Annotated in this window: 16 protein-coding genes and 1 pseudogene; 3 read left to right on the plus strand and 14 right to left on the minus strand. The window is 61.1% G+C overall.

Annotated features, from left to right (window positions below; translation table 11 throughout):
- Positions 1-71 precede the first annotated feature (71 nt).
- The 6 genes from acpP to ACW9IB_RS12965 form a co-directional block, all read right to left on the minus strand.
- A complete protein-coding gene (gene acpP / locus ACW9IB_RS12940; protein ID WP_457365190.1) occupies positions 72-308 on the minus strand; it encodes an acyl carrier protein in 237 nt (78 codons plus the stop codon).
- 193 nt (positions 309-501) lie between these two features.
- Positions 502-1,245 carry a 3-oxoacyl-ACP reductase FabG gene (fabG, locus tag ACW9IB_RS12945; RefSeq protein ID WP_457365189.1) on the minus strand — a complete coding sequence of 248 codons (744 nt, stop codon included), beginning with the start codon at positions 1,243-1,245 and terminating at the stop codon, positions 502-504.
- A gap of 30 nt (positions 1,246-1,275) precedes the next feature.
- On the minus strand, positions 1,276-2,214 hold the full coding sequence (fabD, locus tag ACW9IB_RS12950; RefSeq protein ID WP_457365188.1) for an ACP S-malonyltransferase: 939 nt from the start codon (positions 2,212-2,214) through the stop codon (positions 1,276-1,278).
- Positions 2,215-2,340: 126 nt separating this feature from the next.
- Complete coding sequence (plsX, locus tag ACW9IB_RS12955) at positions 2,341-3,351, minus strand: phosphate acyltransferase PlsX (RefSeq protein WP_457365187.1); 1,011 nt, start codon at positions 3,349-3,351, stop codon at positions 2,341-2,343.
- A gap of 4 nt (positions 3,352-3,355) precedes the next feature.
- Positions 3,356-3,538: a 50S ribosomal protein L32 gene (gene rpmF, locus ACW9IB_RS12960; RefSeq protein WP_003179396.1), complete on the minus strand. Its 183-nt coding sequence runs from the start codon at positions 3,536-3,538 to the stop codon at positions 3,356-3,358.
- A 13-nt stretch (positions 3,539-3,551) separates the two neighbouring features.
- Positions 3,552-4,082 carry a YceD family protein gene (locus tag ACW9IB_RS12965; protein WP_457365186.1) on the minus strand — a complete coding sequence of 177 codons (531 nt, stop codon included), beginning with the start codon at positions 4,080-4,082 and terminating at the stop codon, positions 3,552-3,554.
- 105 nt (positions 4,083-4,187) lie between these two features.
- On the opposite strand from ACW9IB_RS12965, the gene ACW9IB_RS12970 reads away from it, so the two are divergent.
- A complete protein-coding gene (locus tag ACW9IB_RS12970) occupies positions 4,188-4,766 on the plus strand; it encodes a Maf family protein (RefSeq protein ID WP_457413939.1) in 579 nt (192 codons plus the stop codon).
- A gap of 101 nt (positions 4,767-4,867) precedes the next feature.
- On the opposite strand, the gene ACW9IB_RS12975 is transcribed toward ACW9IB_RS12970, so the two are convergent.
- From ACW9IB_RS12975 to rluC, 3 genes are read right to left on the minus strand one after another with little or no spacing between them, the layout of a single operon-like run.
- Positions 4,868-5,851, minus strand: coding sequence for a S49 family peptidase (locus ACW9IB_RS12975; protein WP_457365184.1), 984 nt, complete (start codon positions 5,849-5,851; stop codon positions 4,868-4,870).
- Between the two features lie 21 nt (positions 5,852-5,872).
- The gene (locus ACW9IB_RS12980) at positions 5,873-6,535 is read right to left on the minus strand and encodes an HAD-IA family hydrolase (protein WP_457413941.1); all 663 of its coding nucleotides are present in this window, start codon (positions 6,533-6,535) and stop codon (positions 5,873-5,875) included.
- The gene (gene rluC / locus ACW9IB_RS12985; protein ID WP_457365182.1) at positions 6,522-7,481 is read right to left on the minus strand and encodes a 23S rRNA pseudouridine(955/2504/2580) synthase RluC; all 960 of its coding nucleotides are present in this window, start codon (positions 7,479-7,481) and stop codon (positions 6,522-6,524) included. The genes ACW9IB_RS12980 and rluC overlap by 14 nt, the downstream gene beginning before the upstream one ends.
- 759 nt (positions 7,482-8,240) lie before the next feature.
- On the opposite strand from rluC, the gene rne reads away from it, so the two are divergent.
- Complete coding sequence (rne, locus tag ACW9IB_RS12990) at positions 8,241-11,408, plus strand: ribonuclease E (protein ID WP_457413942.1); 3,168 nt, start codon at positions 8,241-8,243, stop codon at positions 11,406-11,408.
- A gap of 63 nt (positions 11,409-11,471) precedes the next feature.
- On the opposite strand, the gene ACW9IB_RS12995 is transcribed toward rne, so the two are convergent.
- The 5 genes and pseudogenes from ACW9IB_RS12995 to ACW9IB_RS13015 all read right to left on the minus strand — a co-directional run bounded on the left by ACW9IB_RS12995 (position 11,472) and on the right by ACW9IB_RS13015 (position 17,409).
- Entirely contained in the window at positions 11,472-12,056 is a 585-nt protein-coding gene (locus ACW9IB_RS12995) for a nucleotidyltransferase family protein (RefSeq protein ID WP_457413944.1), read from the minus strand.
- Positions 12,053-13,039 (minus strand): XdhC family protein, encoded by a 987-nt coding sequence (locus ACW9IB_RS13000; protein ID WP_457413945.1) that lies wholly within the window; start codon positions 13,037-13,039, stop codon positions 12,053-12,055. Before ACW9IB_RS13000 ends, ACW9IB_RS12995 begins: the two co-directional genes overlap by 4 nt.
- Positions 13,039-15,360, minus strand: a pseudogene (locus ACW9IB_RS13005) (molybdopterin cofactor-binding domain-containing protein). The gene ACW9IB_RS13000 and the pseudogene ACW9IB_RS13005 overlap by 1 nt, the downstream one beginning before the upstream one ends.
- Positions 15,357-15,827 (minus strand): (2Fe-2S)-binding protein, encoded by a 471-nt coding sequence (locus ACW9IB_RS13010; protein WP_457365177.1) that lies wholly within the window; start codon positions 15,825-15,827, stop codon positions 15,357-15,359. Before ACW9IB_RS13010 ends, ACW9IB_RS13005 begins: the two are co-directional and overlap by 4 nt.
- 250 nt (positions 15,828-16,077) lie before the next feature.
- The gene (locus ACW9IB_RS13015) at positions 16,078-17,409 is read right to left on the minus strand and encodes a dicarboxylate/amino acid:cation symporter (RefSeq protein ID WP_457365176.1); all 1,332 of its coding nucleotides are present in this window, start codon (positions 17,407-17,409) and stop codon (positions 16,078-16,080) included.
- A 339-nt stretch (positions 17,410-17,748) separates the two neighbouring features.
- On the opposite strand from ACW9IB_RS13015, the gene ACW9IB_RS13020 reads away from it, so the two are divergent.
- Positions 17,749-18,747, plus strand: a complete 999-nt coding sequence (locus tag ACW9IB_RS13020) for an AraC family transcriptional regulator (protein ID WP_457413946.1) — start codon at positions 17,749-17,751, stop codon at positions 18,745-18,747.
- The last annotated feature ends 101 nt before the right edge of the window (positions 18,748-18,848 follow it).

Raw genomic sequence — 18,848 nt, forward strand, 5'->3', positions numbered from 1 at the left:
CCTAAAGAAAAAACCGCACGCTGTAACAGCAGTGCGGTTTTTCCCTGACAGCGTGCAACGATTACAAACGATTAACCCTGGTGGGCGTTAACGTAATCGATAGCAGCTTGAACAGTAGTGATTTTTTCAGCTTCTTCGTCCGGGATTTCGGTCTCGAATTCCTCTTCCAGAGCCATCACCAGCTCAACGGTGTCAAGGGAGTCGGCACCCAGGTCTTCAACGAAGGAAGCGGTGTTGACCACTTCTTCTTCTTTAACGCCCAGTTGCTCGGCAACGATTTTCTTGACGCGCTCTTCGATGGTGCTCATACCTTGTTTTCACTCCTAATGGACAAATTCAGGCAGCTGGCCAGTGAGTAAGTGTATAGAAAGGCTTTTCAGCTTTTCAACTGAAAGCTTCACCCTGTACCCGCTCGGCCATCTGCCTATAAATTTAAGTTGCAGCTTTATAACGGATTTTAGACAGCTCGTATGACATTTTTTTGAAGCGATCCGTCACAATTTAACTCATGTACATCCCGCCGTTCACCGGGATTGTAGCCCCGGTCACGTAGGCCGCACCGTCGGATGCCAGGAAAGAAACCACATTCGCGATCTCTTGGGCCTGGCCCAGACGGCCCAGCGGAATCTGTGTCAGCAAGCTTTCACGCTGTGCTTCCGGCAGTTCGCGGGTCATATCGGTATCGATGAACCCTGGGGCCACCGAGTTGACCGTAATCGAACGCGAACCGACTTCACGTGCCAGTGCACGGCTGAAACCTTCCAGACCGGCCTTGGCGGAGGCGTAGTTTACTTGGCCTGCGTTGCCCATGGCACCCACTACGGAGCCAATATTGATAATTCGGCCCCAACGCGCCTTGGTCATGCCGCGCAAAACACCCTTGGACAGGCGAAACAGACTGTTCAAGTTGGTATCGACCACGTCGAACCACTCGTCGTCTTTCATACGCATCATCAGGTTGTCGCGGGTGATGCCGGCATTGTTCACCAGAATCGCCGGCGCACCGAACTGCGCGGTGATCTCGGCCAACACAGCGGCCACGGATTCATCGCTGGTCACGTTCAACTCAAGGCCGGTGCCTTGCACGCCGTTTTCCTTCAGGGTCGCGGCGATACGCTCGGCGCCCGAGGCGGAAGTGGCGGTGCCGATCACAACGGCGCCTTGACGGCCCAGTTCCAGGGCAATCGCCTGGCCAATGCCACGGCTCGCGCCGGTAACCAGTGCAACTTTACCTTGCAGACTCATGCAGGCTTCTCCTGAGTTCGGAATAAAGGGTCAGGCCTGCGCCGCACGAGCGGCGGCGAAGGCATCCGGGGTATTGAGGTTGGCGGTCGACACGCCTTCGGCACAGCGCTTGTTCAGGCCCGCCAGGACTTTGCCCGGACCGCACTCAACCAGCTGAGTGGCACCATTGGCGGCCAGGGTCTGAACCGACTCCACCCAACGTACCGGCTTGTAGAGCTGCTCCAGCAGGTCACGCTTGAGGGTGTCCAGGTCGGCAGCCACGGCGGCGCTGACGTTCTGCACCAGCGGGATCTGTGGTGCCTGCCAGTTGATAGCGGCGATAGATTCGGCGAAACGCTCGGCCGCCGGACGCATCAGCTCGCAGTGCGACGGCACGCTTACTGGCAGCGGCATGGCACGCTTGGCGCCACGGGCTTTGCAGCCTTCGATGGCACGCTCGACCGCCGCCTTGGCACCCGCGATCACCACTTGGCCAGGGGAATTGAAGTTGACCGCGCTGACCACTTCGCCCTGGGCCGCTTCGGCGCAGGCAGCGATCACATCGGCATCTTCCAGGCCGAGAATGGCGGCCATACCGCCTTGCCCGGCCGGAACAGCCTCTTGCATCAATTGACCACGACGCTCCACCAGCTTGACGGCTTCGCCAAGGGTCAGGCTGCCTGCAGCCACCAGCGCACTGTATTCACCCAGACTGTGACCGGCCACAAATGCCGGACGCGCCCCGCCTTCAGCCAGCCACAGACGCCAGAGCGCGATGGAGGCGGTCAGAATGGCCGGTTGGGTTTTATCGGTTTGATTGAGCAGTTCTTCCGGCCCCTGCTGGGTCAGCGCCCACAGGTCATAGCCCAAGGCATCGGAAGCTTCCTTGAAGGTGTCGAGTACCAGCGAATGTTGCGCGCCCAGCTCGGCCAGCATGCCGAGGGACTGCGAACCCTGCCCTGGAAAGACGAATGCGAGGGATGTAGACATGTAACAAGCCCCTAATGATCTGGTCATCGGATAAGGACGCTCCTACGTTGGGAGCGCACAAAACTGACAAGTTGGATGGTCAATTGAACTGGCCGGTCACATTTAAGCATTCCCGGGCCGATTCGCCTAAGGCAACAGGTCCTCGAGGCGTCCATGCAGGCGCTGCGGCAAGTTTTCCTGAATCTCGATCACGGCGCGCGCAATGGCGCTTTGAAAACCCTCGACACCCGCCGAGCCATGGCTTTTCACCACGATGCCCTGCAAGCCCAGAAAGCTCGCACCATTGTGCCGCGCAGGCGCCAGGTCTGCCTGCAAGCGTCGCATCAAGGGCAACGCCAGGGCACCCACGATGCGCGAAGCGAGACTCTGCTGGAACAACGCCCGGATACGCGACGCAATCATGGTCGCCAGGCCCTCACTGGACTTGAGCAGGATATTGCCGACAAACCCGTCGCACACCACCACATCCGCCTCGCCACGGTAAAGACCGTCACCCTCGACAAAACCGATGTAATTCAAGCCTCGCGCACCTTGCAACAAGCTGGCGGCAAGCTTGACCTGCTGATTACCCTTGATGTCTTCGGTACCGATATTCAGCAACGCAATACGCGGCCGGGCCACACCGAGCGCTTCAGCGGCCACGGAGCCCATCACTGCAAACTGCAACAGGTGCTCGGCACTGCAATCGACATTGGCGCCCAGGTCCAGCAATTGGCAATAACCCTTCTGCGTCGGGATCGCCGCCACCATCGCCGGCCGGTCGATGCCAGGCAAGGTCTTGAGTACATGCCGCGACAACGCCATCAACGCCCCCGTATTGCCTGCACTGACACAGGCCTGCACCTTGCCATCGCGCAACAACTCCAACGCCACACGCATTGAAGAGTCAGGCTTGCCACGCAGGGCAGCCGCCGGCTTTTCATCCATGCCGATGGTTTCGCTGGCCGGTGCAATCGTCAGGCGCGCGCGATCCACCGCCGGATGGCTGGCAATCAGTTCTTCAAGGAGGGAGGGTTGACCGACAAGGGTCAGGTGCAGCGAGGGTGTCGCAGACAGGCTGGCAATGCAGGCCTGAACAATGTTGCGGGGACCGAAGTCCCCGCCCATTGCGTCAATCGCGATGACGAGAGCAGACAAGTGATTACTCGTCAGCGCCCTTGTCGATCACTTTACGACCACGGTATACGCCTTCTGGCGATACGTGGTGACGCAGGTGAACTTCACCGGTGGTCTTTTCTACGGACAGGGTGCTTGCCTCGAGAGCGTCGTGCGAACGGCGCATGTCACGGGCGGAGCGGGATTTTTTGTTCTGCTGAACAGCCATAATTGATTAACTCCTAAACGTTTGGGTCACGCTTTAACTGCGCCAATACACTGAACGGGTTGGACCGCGTTACCTCGTCCTCGCTCGGTTCGGGCTCGTCATCGAGGCCCGCCGGCTGCTGGCATTCTTCCGGATGATGAGCAGGCACAATGGGCAAGGCGAGCAGAAGCTCCTCCTCGATCAGTGCATGCAGATCCAAAGGATCTTCGCCCAGTTCCAGCACGTCATAACCTTTCGGCAACGACTGGGTATTCGCACCCTCCTTCACCACGGCGTAACTGCACTCGCTGTGGATCGGCAGGGTGACCAGCTCAAGACAACGCTGGCAAACCATTTTGACTTCGGTGTCGATAAAGCTGTGGATTACCACAGATTTACGTTCATCTCGCTCAAAAACGAATTTGGCCTGCACCGTACCGACATCATCGGAAAGCGGGTCGCAGAGTCTCTCCAAATCGGCCAACGGCAACGCACCTTGAAGGGTGGTGCCACGATCTGCCAATTTGCGCGGGTCAACGTGAGGTGGAATCGGGTCATTCAACATAGGCGCAGCATTATAGGGATGCACCGGGCCATGTCAAAGGAAATTCAGCCCTGTGCGTCAGCCGGTCACGCGGCTAGAATCCCCGGCTGCCCAGAGGAGACGCCCATGTTGCCTTTATTACTCGCATCCAGCTCGGTTTATCGCCGGGAATTGCTGAGCCGACTGCACCTGCCATTCACCTGCAGCTCGCCGGACATCGACGAAAGCCATCGCGCGAATGAGTCAGCCGTGGAGCTGGTCATGCGCCTGGCCGAACAGAAAGCTCGCGCCCTCGCCGCCAGCCACCCCGGACACCTGATCATCGGCTCCGACCAAGTGGCCGCACTGGAAGGCCGCATCATCGGCAAACCCCACACCTTCGAGAACGCCCGCGCACAACTGCTGGCCGCCAGCGGCAAACGCGTCAGTTTCCTGACCGGCCTGGCACTGCTCAACACCGAGACCGGACACTGCCAGGTCGACTACGTACCGTTTACCGTGCAAATGCGCGAGCTGGACGCTGAACGGATCGAACGCTACCTGCGCGTCGAGCAACCGTATGATTGTGCCGGCAGCTTCAAGGCCGAAGGGCTGGGTGTGAGCCTGTTTCAGACTACCGAAGGGCCGGATGCGACCAGCCTGGTGGGCCTGCCGTTGATTCGATTGGTGGATATGCTGCTGGCCGAAGGTGTGCAAATCCCTTAAATGCCCCCATCAAATGTGGGAGCGGGCTTGCTCGCGAATACGGCAGGTCAGCCACAGATACACTGACTGAAACACCGCTTTCGCGAGCAAGCCCCAGGGCTTCAGCGCAGGGTTGGCCCCTGAAAGCCCATATAAAGTGCCAGCTTCTCCGCCACGCTGGCCCCCAGCTTCTTGGAGAAACGATCGAACGGCGACTCCTCGACGGTGAAATCCACCAACTCCTTCTCGCCGATCACATCCCGCGCCACCGAACTGGCACTGCCCAGACCGTCGATCAAGCCCAGCGGCAGCGCCTGCTCGCCCGACCAGACCAGCCCGGAAAACAGCTCGGGATGCTCTTTATCCTTCAACCGATCCCCACGCCCCTGCTTCACACTGGCAATGAACTGACGATGAGTGGTATCGAGCACACCCTGCCAGAACTGGGTTTCATCCGCCTTTTGTGGCTGGAAAGGATCCAGGAATGACTTGTGCTCGCCCGAGGTGTAGGTGCGGCGCTCCACACCCAGCTTCTCCATGGCGCCGACAAAACCGTAACCGGCTGCCGTCACCCCGATAGAGCCCACCAGGCTGGCCTTGTCGGCATAGATCTGATCAGCCGCACTGGCGATGTAATAGGCACCCGAAGCCCCCAGGTCGGAAATCACCGCGTACAACTTGATGTCCGGGTGCAAGCCACGCAAGCGGCGGATTTCGTCATACACATAACCCGATTGCACCGGGCTACCGCCCGGGCTGTTGATGCGCAGGATCACGGCCTTGACCTTCGAATCCTCGAACGCGGCGCGCAGGCTGCTGACGATATTGTCGGCACTGGCGGACTCCTTGTCGGCAATCACTCCGCGCACTTCGATCAGCGCCGTGTAGTGAGCGCCGCGGGTCGCACCCTTCTCCACATTCACCAGCGGACTGAACAACGCAAGCATGCCCAACAGGTACACGAAGGTCAGCAGCTTGAAGAAAATCCCCCAGCGCCGCGAACGACGATGCTCCTGGACATTGGCCAGCAGAGTCTTTTCCAGCAGTTTCCAGCTTTTATCGTCGGCGCCCTCGGGTTTTTCGGGCGCTTTCCATTCGTCACTCATGCGATCAACCCCAGCAAAGACTTATCGAGCCTGGCCAAGCCAGGCCTGCAATTCGGAAAAACGATCTATCGTCAGCCTGGGCTCATATTGCTGCAAGGCTTCGGCAGACTGTGCGCCATAGCTGACCGCCACGCTGTCCATGCCTGCATTGCGCGCCATCATCAGGTCGAAAGAGGCATCTCCCACCATCAAGGCCTGACGCGGCGACACCCCGCAGTGAGCCAGGATCTGCTCCAGCATCAACGGGTGGGGCTTGCTGGCGGTTTCGTCCGCCGCGCGGGTGATGTCGAAATAATCTTCCCAGCCATGGGCCTTGAGCACCCGATCCAGACCGCGACGGGCCTTGCCGGTGGCGACGGCCAAGTGATAACCCTGGTCACGGAACGCTGCCAGGGACTGCACCACACCCTCGAACAGCGGCGAGGGTGTGGCTTCAAGGGCAATATAGTGATCGGCGTAGTGCTCGCGGAATGCGATCAGCTCAGCGTCGCCAATGTCCGGATACAAGGTGCGGATCGCCTCGGGCAACCCTAGGCCGATGATGCCCTTGACCGCCAGATCACTGCGCAACTCGAAGCCCGAACGGGTCGACGCGACATGCATCGACTCAACGATCCGGCCAATGGAATTGGCCAGCGTCCCATCCCAGTCAAAGATCAGCAGTTTGTAATCAAGGTGCGACACTCAAACGCTCCACGGTCTTGGCCCACATCTCATCGACCGGCGCCTGCAGCTTCAGTTCACCGCCGTCAGGCAGCGGCACAGTCAGCATGTAGGCGTGCAGGAACAGGCGCTTGCCGCCCAGGTCGCGAATCTCCTTGGAGAAATCCTCGTCGCCATACTTGGTGTCACCAGCAATGCTGTGACCGGCGTGCAGGGTGTGCACGCGAATCTGGTGGGTACGCCCGGTGACGGGTTTGGCCTCGACCATGGTGGCAAAATCGCCGAAACGGCGCAGCACCTTGAACAGGGTCAGGGCCTCTTTGCCCTCTTCGTCCACTTCCACCATACGTTCGCCGGAGCGCAGGTTGCTCTTCTGCAACGGCGCGCGGACGCTCTTGACCGAACTGGCCCAATTGCCCCGCACCAACGCCATGTAGCGTTTGTCCACGCCATCGCCGCGCAAGGCGGTGTGAAGATGGCGCAACATGCTGCGCTTCTTGGCGATCATCAGCAGGCCGGACGTGTCGCGGTCCAGGCGATGGACCAGCTCCAGCTCCTTGGCCTCCGGGCGCAACTGACGAAAGGCTTCGATCACACCGAAATTCAGGCCACTGCCACCGTGAACCGCAATGCCACAGGGCTTGTTGATCACAATGAGCGCCTTGTCTTCGAAGACAATCGAGGCTTCCAGGCGCTGCAACAGCCCCTGGGCGAGCGGCACGGGCTCGTCGCGCTCAGGCACGCGAACCGGTGGAACACGGACGATATCGCCCGCCTGCAGCTTGTATTCGGGCTTGATCCGGCCCTTGTTCACACGCACTTCGCCTTTACGCAAAATGCGGTAAATCAAGGTCTTGGGCACGCCTTTGAGCCTGGCCAGGAGAAAATTGTCGATGCGTTGGCCGGCATATTCCGGCGAGACCTCAAGCAGCTGGACGCTGGGGGTCTGGGGGTCGGGAGTCGTCATGGCGGCGATGATAACAATTTTTTATGGAATTGAAGCACTTAATCATTGCTGCTATAGTCGCGAACGCCGCCAAAAGCGGCCTGGACAGAGGACATACGGCAAACCGCCGACCCTGACCATCGCAATTCATCAGGACGCGAGGCCGTCCTACGGGGCTTTCGCCGCCCTGGAAGGCCCGGGATTGTAACAAGCGCAGGTGACATGAGGCCTGAAGCGAGTGCAGAAAGCAGAGTGAATACTCGCGTTTTGCGCCGATATTTACGGCCAGTTCACAAAGTGCAGTCAGTCTTGGGCCAGACCATGGCGAATGCTTCGGAAACAACGCCTGTTAAGAGCTGAGTGAGAGCGCAATCGCCCACACCTAGTCTTGTTTAGCCATGAGCGTGGACTCCCCATTGGAGAACACGGTAAATGCCAACCCGCTGCGGATTCTGCGCGCGGCAGCACCCGAATTATCAGGGATACGTGTAGGGTGGAGATGCACAACCGTCGGACCGTGTAGCACTAGGCTTATATTTAGACGCTTCATCTCGTCCACAGTCGCCGGTTGATTCCTCCTCCTGACCTTAGCTTTTGTTGAAGTGGTGCCTTTGTCACCACCGCTAACAAGCAGGACGCGTCCGTCGCGATACCGGCCCAATTGACTGGTATTTGCTGGACACTGGAGTGGCCAACCACTCTTGACGCACCTGACACCGACCGTGAGAAGTCGTGTGTGCCGAACGCCGTTTCCGGCAGCCCGGAAACCGACGGTACAACATGAAAAGAATGCTGATTAACGCAACTCAACCCGAAGAGTTGCGTGTTGCACTGGTAGATGGCCAGCGCCTCTACGACCTGGACATTGAATCCGGTGCACGCGAGCAGAAGAAAGCCAACATTTATAAAGGCCGTATCACTCGCATCGAACCCAGCCTTGAGGCCGCCTTTGTCGATTTCGGCTCCGAGCGCCACGGCTTCCTGCCTCTCAAGGAAATCTCCCGCGAATACTTCAAGAAAGCCCCTGAAGGCCGCGTGAACATCAAGGACGTCCTGAGCGAAGGCCAGGAAGTCATCGTCCAGGTGGAAAAAGAAGAACGTGGCAACAAGGGCGCCGCCCTGACCACCTTCATCAGCCTGGCCGGCCGTTACCTCGTGCTGATGCCAAACAACCCGCGTGCCGGTGGCATCTCCCGCCGCATCGAAGGCGAAGAACGCAACGAACTGCGCGAAGCGCTGAACGGCCTGATCGCTCCCGCCGACATGGGCCTGATCGTTCGCACCGCCGGCCTGGGCCGCAGCAGCGAAGAAATGCAGTGGGACCTCGACTACCTGCTGCAACTGTGGACCGCTATCAAAGAAGCGTCCCTGGACCGCTCCGCGCCATTCCTGATCTACCAGGAAAGCAACGTCATCATCCGTGCCATCCGCGATTACCTGCGCCAGGACATCGGCGAAGTGCTGATCGACAGCGTTGAAGCCCAGGACGAAGCCCTGACCTTCATTCGCCAGGTGATGCCGCAGTACGCCAGCAAGATCAAGCTGTACGAAGACAGCGTGCCGCTGTTCAACCGCTTCCAGATCGAAAGCCAGATCGAGACCGCTTTCCAGCGCGTGGTCGAACTGCCTTCCGGCGGCTCCATCGTGATCGACCCGACCGAAGCCCTGGTGTCCATCGACATCAACTCGGCACGTGCGACCAAAGGCAGCGACATCGAAGAAACCGCCCTGCAGACCAACCTGGAAGCGGCTGAAGAAATCGCCCGCCAACTGCGTCTGCGTGATATCGGCGGCCTGATCGTGATCGACTTCATCGACATGACCCCTGCCAAGAACCAGCGCGCCGTGGAAGAGAAAGTCCGCGAATGCCTGGAAGCCGACCGTGCCCGCGTGCAGGTTGGCCGTATCTCGCGCTTCGGCCTGCTGGAAATGTCCCGTCAGCGCCTGCGCCCCTCCCTGGGCGAAAGCAGCGGCATCGTCTGCCCGCGCTGCAACGGCACCGGCATCATCCGTGACGTTGAATCGCTGTCCCTGGCGATCCTGCGCCTGATCGAAGAAGAAGCCCTGAAAGACCGCACCGCCGAAGTCCGCGCACAAGTGCCGATTCCGGTCGCCGCCTTCCTGCTCAACGAAAAACGCAACTCGATCACCAAGATCGAACTGCGCACCCGCGCCCGCATCGTCATCCTGCCGAACGATCACCTCGAAACGCCGCACTTCGAAGTGCAGCGCCTGCGTGACGACAGCCCGGAAGCCCACAACAACCAGTCCAGCTACGAAATCGCCGCTGCCGCTGCCGAAGTGGAAGAAGTCCAGCCAGCCGCCGCGACCCGCACCCTGGTTCGCCAGGAAGCAGCGGTCAAGACCGCGCCGGCCCGCGCCAACGCTCCAGTGCCAAGCGAAGCCGCCGCGCCGGTTGCCGCGCCCGCCGCACTGCCTGAGCCAAGCCTGTTCAAAGGCCTGGTGAAATCGCTGGTCAGCCTGTTCGCCACCAAGGAAGAGCCTGCCGCTCCGGTTGTGGTTGAAAAGCCCGCCGCCGAGCGCCCGGCGCGCAACGAAGAACGTCGCAACGGTCGCCAGCAGAGCCGTAACCGCAACGGTCGCCGTGACGAAGAACGCAAGCCGCGCGAAGAGCGTGCCCCACGTGAAGAACGCGCACCGCGTGAAGAACGTGCACCTCGCGAAGCCCGTGAAGAATCCCCAACCGTAGCCCGTGAAGAACGTGCACCGCGTGAAGAGCGCGCACCACGTACCCCACGTGCACCGCGTGAAGATCGCAAGCCGCGTGGCGAGCGTGAAGAGCGCGTGCGTGAACTGCGCGAGCCTCTGGATGCCGCTCCAGCCGTCGCCGGTGCTGCCGCTGCCACCACCGAAGAGCGTCCGGCTCGCCCGCCACGCGAAGAACGTGCCCCACGCCCACCGCGTGAAGAACGTCAACCACGTGCCGAACAAGCCGCTGCCGCCACTGAAGAGGAAGTACTGACTGGCGAAGAGCAATCGCAGGAAGACGGTCAGGAAGGCGCCGAAGGCGATCGTCCACGCCGCCGCTCCCGTGGCCAGCGTCGTCGCAGCAACCGTCGCGAGCGTCAACGCGATGCCGACGGCAACGTGATCGAGGGCTCCGAAGGGACCGCCGAGAGCGCGGAAGCCAACTCTGCCGCACCGACTGGCGATCAACTGGCCGCCGGCCTGGCCGTGACCGCCGCCGTTGCCAGCTCGACCATCAGTGCACCGGCTGAAGCCCAGGCCCATGAGCAAGCCGAGCGCGCGAACGCTGCCGTTGAGGAAACCGTTGCCGTGCAAGCACCGGTTGCCGAAACCCCAGCGGTTGAAGCATCGATTGTTGAAGCACCGACTGCCGAAGCGCCAATCGTGGAAGCACCGGTTGTTGAAACCGCGGTTGTTGAAGCACCTGTCGTAGAAGCAACTACCCCAATCGAAGCCCCTGTGGTTCCGGAAGTGGAAGTTGCGCAAGCGCCTGAAGCCCTGCCGGAAGTGGTCGCTGTTGAGCCCGCCCCGGTGGTTGAAGCTCAGCCAGTGGTTGAAGCCGTCGTTGAAGCACCGGCCGTCGAAGCGACTCCAGAAGTGCGTGAAGTTCGTGAAGAACAAACTGCCTTCCAATGGAACGCCGAGCCCGCCGCTCCAACTGAAGCGCCAGCGCCTGCCCCTGCGGTAGAAGAAGTGCCGACGCCGGTCGCAGAAGTCGTGGCTGCCGAGCCAGAGCCTGTGGTTGAGCCAGCACCGGTCGTTGAAGCAGCGCCAGTGGTGGAAGCCCCAGTCGTTGCGGAAGTCATCGCCCCGGTAGTGGAAGTCGCCCCGGCCAGCGCCCTGACCGAAAACGGCCGCGCCCCGAACGACCCACGTGAAGTGCGCCGTCGCCGCAAGGAAGCTGAAGCCGCTGCTGCTGCCGCACAGGAAGCAGAACAAGAGAGCAAACCGCTCGTCTGATTCCAGCAGCCAATAAAAAGCCCCGCCTGAGCGATCAGGCGGGGCTTTTTTATGCGCGCTCGGTTATGGGTAATGCAATGACGCGGGCACATCCACGTCCCACAACACGCCTGGATCCTCTACCTTCACCTCCCGCACCGTCGCCCGTGCGAACAATGGCCTCGCGCCGCGATCTCCGCTCAACGCCATCAGGCCAGGCCCCAATGCCCGGTCAAACGCCACAGGATGACCGTATTCGCCCTCGTGCACCGGTACGCTGATGCCTCCCGCCGGCAGCCCTTCGATCACCCGCTCCATGCTGGCGGTCTGAATGAACGGCATATCGCCCAACACCACCAGCCAACCCTCCGCCGCACCACTGGCGGCGACTGCCGCCGCGATGCTGTCGCCCATGCCCGCCGATCGCAGCAGCAGGACTTCGCAGCCATGCGCCCTGGCCAACCGAATCACGTCCGTACGGTCAGGGGCTGTCACCACCCAGCGCTTTTCCACGCTTCGCGGCAGATTCACCAGTACCTGTTCGATCACCGCTCGAATCACACCATCTCGGCCCACACATTCGGCCAATAACTTATCTCGCTCCGCCCCGGCTTCGGCGCGGAAGCGACTGCCCTGCCCCGCCGCGAGCACAATCGCCGTGACGGTCAATCAGCCACCACCGGTAACGGTTTCTTCTGCATGGGCGCCACACCATTCTTGATGGCCACGATTTCGGCCAACAACGACAACGCGATCTCGGATGGCGTATGACTGCCGATATGCAAACCGATGGGCCCGTGCAAGCGCGCGATCGCCTCCGCCGACAGCCCGAGGGCCGCGAGGTTTTCCCGGCGTTTCTGGCTATTGACCCGCGAGCCAAGGGCTCCGATGTAGAACGCCGTGGAGTTCAACGCCGTGAGCAACGCCATATCATCCAGGCGCGGGTCATGGGTGAGGCACACGATGGCAGTGCGCTCATCGGTCTGGATATTCAACACCGCCTCATCAGGCATGCCCGGTACAAAACGGCCATGCTGCGCTTCCCAGCCATAGACGAATTCGTCACGTGGGTCGCAGATCAACACTTCGAAGTCCAGCAGTCGCGCCATTTCCGCCACATAGCGCGACAATTGCCCGGCCCCAATCAACAACAGGCGCCAGCGCGGGCCATAGATTGCACGCAGGCGCTCGCCGTCAAAGGTCACGGCATCGGTCTTGCTCGCCGCACTCAGGGTCACTTCGCCGGTGGCGAGATTGAGCTCGCGGGCGACAATCTGATGATCCTCACACCGAGCCAGCAACGCTTCCACCCAGTCCCATTCGGCCACCCGTTCTTCGGTCAGGCGCAAAGTACCGCCGCAAGGCAGGCCAAAACGCGCCGCCTCATCGCGGGTCACACCGTAGGTCACCAGTTGCACCGGCGGTCCGTCTTCCGCCAGGCGACCATCCTGCAAACGGGCGATCAGGTCATCCTCGATGCAACCACCCGACACCGAACCGATCACCACGCCGTCGCCGCGCAAGGCCAGCATGGCTCCCGGTGGACGCGGCGCGCTGCCCCAGGTCTGGACCACGCTGTACAACACCACCCGCTGTCCGGCGCGGCGCCATTCCAGCACGCTGCGCAGGACATTCAGATCCACGCTGTCCATCAGGCCTTCGCCTCCTGCCAGCCCTGCAACTGATAACGCACCGGCAGGTTGCGGATACGCTGGCCGGTCGCGGCAAAGATCGCATTGCACAGGGCCGGCGCAATCGGTGGCACACCCGGCTCGCCGACGCCGCCCAACGGCACCTCGCCCTTGGGCGTGACCAGATGCACGGCGATCTCCTTCGGCGCCAGGGACATGCGCGCCACTTCGTACATGTGGAAGTTGTCCTGTTGAACCTTGCCGTCCTTGAAGCTGATTTCGCCCAGCACCGCATTGCCCAGGCCCATCACGCAGGCGCCTTCGAATTGCGAGCGGATGCGTTCCGGGTTGATCTGCGGGCCGCAATCCACGGCGATATCGGCCTTGTGCACGATCAAGGTACCGTCGCCTTTGACTTCCACCTCGATCACCGCCGCCACATAGGTCACGAAGCTGTAATGCACCGCCAGGCCCAGGCCACGCCCCTTGGGCAGCGTACGGCCCCAGCCGGCCGCCTTGGCTGCGGTTTCCAGCACATCGCGCATACGGGCGGTGTCGATGGGGTAGCGTTCCGGGGATTCACCGTAGTTCCACTCATCACTCAAGGTCTTGGGATCGATCTGACGGTCCGGCCCGAGCAATTTGATCTGGTACTTCAATGGGTCTTCGCCAGCCTTGTGCGCCAACTCGTCGACAAAGCTCTGGATCGCAAAGCCGTGGGGGATGTTCGACACCGAACGGTACCAACCTACCCGGGTGTGCGCCGCCGCTTCGGGGTTTTCCAGGCGCACATTGGGAATCGCGTAGGCCATGTTGGTAAAGCCCATGCCCAGCTCGAACGCAGCCTCATGGTTCATGCCCGGGGCAAACAGCGCAGTGATGCTCGGGGCCACCGTGCGATGCAGCCACGCCGATGGCAGGCCATCCTTGTTCAGCCCGGCCTTGAGGTACTCGGCGGACACGGTATGGAAGTAGGAATTATGGATATCGTCCTCGCGGGTCCACTGCACCCGCACGGCCTTGCCGGGAAACTCCTTGGCCAGCACGGCGGCTTCGATGATGAAGTCCGGCTTGGATTTGCGCCCGAAACCACCGCCCAGCAGTGTCACATTGAAGGTGACGTTATCGAATGGCAGCCCCAGGCGCTCAGCGATCCGCTCGCGGGTCACTTGCGGTGCCTGGCTCGGACCCCAGGCCTGGCATTCACCCTTGTCGAAGCGGGCAATGGCAACCATCGGCTCCATCGGCGACTGCGACAGATGCGGCAGATAGTAGGCGGCTTCCAGGGTGCTGTCGGCGTCGCCCATGGCCTGATCGAGGGTGCCGGTGTTGCGCACCACCTTGCCCGGTTTCAGCGCGGCGGCCTCCAGCTCCTTGCGGTAGTCGATGGAGTTGTAGCCGGCATTGACGCCGTCATCCCACACGATGCTCAACGCTTCGCGCCCCTTGATGGCCGCCCAGGTGTTGCTGGCAACCACGGCCACACCGCCCAGGGGCTGGAACTCGGAGGGCAAGGGGCGGCTTTCGATCTCCAGCACCTTGATCACCCCCGGTACTTTCAACGCCGCAGCCGCATCGAAGGATTTGACCTTGCCGCCATAGACCTTGGGCCGCGCGATGGTCGCGTAGAGCATGCCATCGAAATGCACATCGGCACCGTACACCGCACGACCGTTGACGATATCCGCACCGTCGATGGCCTTGACGCCTTCCTTGCCGATGTAGCGGAATTCCGACGGTTGCTTGAGACGCAGACCGTCCCGCGCCGGCACTGCCAGAGCCCCGGCGGCAGTGGCCAGGGCGCCGTAACCCAGTTCCCGCCCACTCGGCTGGTGAACCACCTTGTGCAATTACGCGCGGCATTCACCGACCGGGACCTTCCACTGATCGGCGGCGGCCTGCTCCAGCATCGCTCGCATGCTAGCGCCGCAGCGGCGCATGGGTTCATACCAGTGACGCATGCTGCGTGAGCCGTCGGTGTCCTGGTTGCCGTAGCGCACCTCGTCGCCCGGCGCTTGCTGGACCTTTACATGGGCCCAGTCCGCGTCCAGCTCGTCGGCCACCACCAGGCTCAGGCTGGTACGTACGCCCTGGCCCATCTCCGACCGGTTGCACACCACCGTCACAGTGCCATCGGTGGCGATGCTGACGTAGACCTTGGGGTCGTCGATCAGGCCATTGGGCATGGCATCGCCGCCGTATTTTTTGACCTCATCCGCCGCGAAGGCATCGGGCAAGCCCCAACTGGCGGCAATCACCAGCGCGCCAGTGGCGCCGACGCCCTTGAGAAAACCGCGGCGACTGAGGTTATTGAGGACGAAATCCGCAGGAAGCTGGCTCATGCCTTGGCCTCCTGCAAGTGGGTGGAGGCCTGGCGGATCGCGGTCTTGATGCGGTTGTAGGTGCCGCAACGGCAGATGTTGCCGACCATCGCCTCTTCGATTTGCTCATCACTGGGGTTGGGGTTGGTCTTGAGCAACGCGGTGGCCGACATGATCTGCCCACCCTGACAGTAACCACACTGGGCCACGGCGGTGTCCAGCCAGGCTTGCTGCACGACCTTGCCGATGGGATCGGTGTGCAGGTTGTCGATGGTGCTGATGGCCTGGCCCTTGACCGAGCCGATCGGGGTAATGCAACTGCGCGCCGGCGAGCCGTCGATATGGATGGTGCAAGCGCCGCACAGGCCCATGCCGCAACCGAATTTGGTGCCGTTGTAACCCGCCACATCACGAATCGCCCATAACAGCGGCATATCTTCCGTGACGTCCAAGGGATGGTCTTGACCGTTGAGTTTCAGGGTAATCATGGACACGCCCGCCTATTCACTGCGTTTTAGGGGCGAGCCATCTGCCGCATGGGTGATGCCGGTTCGGTGCGCACAGATGGGCTCAGGCTAAGGAGGCTCTCTTGTGAAGACAGGTCTTCACCGGGCCTTTGATGGAGCATCTACTTAATGTAAACCAAAAAGCCCGGATGTGGCCGCGCATAAATGCAAACGCCCCGAACCAGTCGGGGCGTTTGGGGGGGCTGCGGCGTGGGCTCACGCCATCAGCGGCTTACTTGACGACAGGTGCAGGACCTTCGGCCACGCCCAGGTCATCCAGTTCGCGGGTTTCCGAGATACCGGTACCGCCGGATGCCAGTTCGCTTTGCAGCTTGTCGGTATCCAGTTCCTTGACCCACTTGGCCACAACGATGGTGGCAACAGCGTTACCAACAAGGTTGGTCAGCGCGCGGGCTTCGGACATGAAGCGGTCGATACCCAGGATCAGCGCCAGGCCGGCAACCGGCAGGTGACCCACGGCCGACAGGGTGGCCGCCAGTACGATGAAGCCCGAACCGGTCACGCCAGCAGCGCCTTTGGAGGACAGCAGCAGCACCAGCAGCAGGGTGATCTGGTGAGTGATGTCCATGTGGGTGTCAGTCGCCTGGGCGATGAACACGGCAGCCATGGTCAGGTAGATCGAAGTACCGTCGAGGTTGAAGGAGTAGCCGGTCGGGATCACCAGACCTACTACGGATTTCTTCGCGCCCAGGCGTTCCATCTTGATCAGCATGCGTGGCAGTGCGGATTCGGAGGAGGAAGTACCCAGAACGATCAGCAGTTCTTCACGGATGTAGCGAACCAGCTTCAACACGCTGAAACCGTGTGCGCGGCAGATGGCGCCCAGCACCACCAGCACGAACAGGACGCAGGTGATGTAGAAGCAGATCATCAGTTGACCCAGTTGCACCAGGGAACCCACACCGTAGGCACCGATGGTGAACGCCATGGCGCCCAGGGCACCGATTGGCGCGAGCTTCATGATCATGTTGATGATGTTGAACATCACGTGGGCGAAACGATCGATGAAGTCCAGTACCGGCTTGCCGTAGGCACCCAGGCGGTGCAGGGCGAAACCGAAGATCACCGAGAACATCAGCACTTGCAGGATGTCGCCGTTGGCGAACGCGCCGACGATGGTGTTGGGAATCACGTTGAGGATGAAGCCCACAACGCTCTGGTCCGCACCCTGGGTCACGTAGGTGGCGATTTTCGAAGCGTCGAGCTTGGTCACGTCGACGTGCATGCCGGCGCCCGGCTCGATCACGTTGACCACGACCAGGCCTACCAGCAGGGCGATGGTGGAAACGATTTCGAAGTACAACAGCGCGTAACCGCCGGTCTTGCCGACCGATTTCATGCTCTGCATGCCAGCGATGCCGCTGACAACGGTGCAGAAGATGATCGGTGCGATGACCATTTTGATCAGTTTGATGAACCCGTCACCCAGTGGCTTGAGGGCCACACCGGTCTGTGGGTAGAAGTGACCGAGCAAAATACCGATAACGATTGCAACGATCACCTGGAAATACAGGGATTTGTACAGTGGCTGACGAGTCGTCATTGCAAAGTTCCTCAATCGTCCCGTGTGGCAAATATCCGCCATTGCCCACGACACTTGAATTGCGAACCCTCCTGCACTGGAGGGATTTGTTGTTTGCGAAGTCTGCAGGAACAGGCTTGCGCTGTGATCTTTATCGCAAACGCCGTGCCACTTTTGCGAAAATCCCTGAAGGCCTTTAGACATCAGGGCTCCGGGTTTTTCGGTGATCTTCGACACACGAAAGCCGGTGGCGGTTTTCCGCCCACTCGCCGTATATCGTCCTACAATTTGGCGGATATCCGCCTTGTTGCCACTGCGGGTGATGGCTACCCTTCGTCATTCCATGGACGAGGCCCCTTCATGCGCGAACGTACCATCGCCAGTCACTATGCCCGCGCCGCCCTGGGTGGTGCACGCCGGGCCGGCTACGACTACTCGGGCCTGTTGCAACAGGTGGGCATCAGCCCGGAACTGTTGACCGAACCCCGCGCCCGCATGGCGCCGGAGCAATTTACCCAGCTGCTGCAAAGGCTCTGGCTGGCGCTAGATGACGAGTACCTGGGGTTTGCCGACGGCCCGAGCAAGCGCGGCACATTTGCCATGATGTGTCACGCGTTGATCCACTGCCGCACCCTGGAGAAGGCCCTGGAACGCGGCTTATTGTTTTATAGCCTATTCCCGCAAGGACCGCGCTGGCAGCTGACACGCGAAGGTGAAATGGCCCGCTTGAGCCTGGACGACACTCAGCTCTGGGACCCAGACCACTTCCTCAGCGAATGCCTGCTGGTAATCTGGCATCGTCTGGGCAGCTGGCTGATCGGCCAGCGCATCCGGCTGACCGAAGCCACCTTCAGCTACCCGAAGCCGGCCCACGCCGCTGAATATGATCTGCTCTTCCCCTGTCCCCAGGTATTCGGTGCACCGAACAGCAGCCTGGTATTTCACGCCCGCTACCTGAGCCTGCCGTTGTTGCAGGATGAACGTACCCTCAAGCTTTTTCTCCAACGCTCGCCTGCCGACCTGTTGTCGCGGCCGGACGAAGGCGACAGCTTGACCAGCCAACTGCGCCGCCTGCTCAGCCGAGACCGCACGCCCTGGCCTGACCTGGACGCCGTCGCCCAGCACCTGCATGTCAGCCCGCAAACCCTGCGTCGGCATCTGCGCGAGGAAGGCACCAGCTTTCAGGCCCTCAAGGATGAGCTGCGGCGAGATATCGCCATTTACCATCTGGGACGGGCGGACCTGTCTCTGCAGGCAATTGCCGAGCAGTTGGGGTTCTCCGAACCGTCGGCGTTTCATCGGGCGTTCAAGAAGTGGACCGGGCTGACGCCGGGGGCGTATCGCGCGCAGGAGAATTAGGGGGCTGCCTGTACCGGCCTCTTCGCAGGCAAGCCAGCTCCCACAGCGGATGGAGTTCACAATTCAGGACATGTGAGAACACGATCAATTGTGGGAGCTGG

The sequence above is a fragment of the Pseudomonas sp. SDO524_S393 genome (assembly GCF_054071875.1).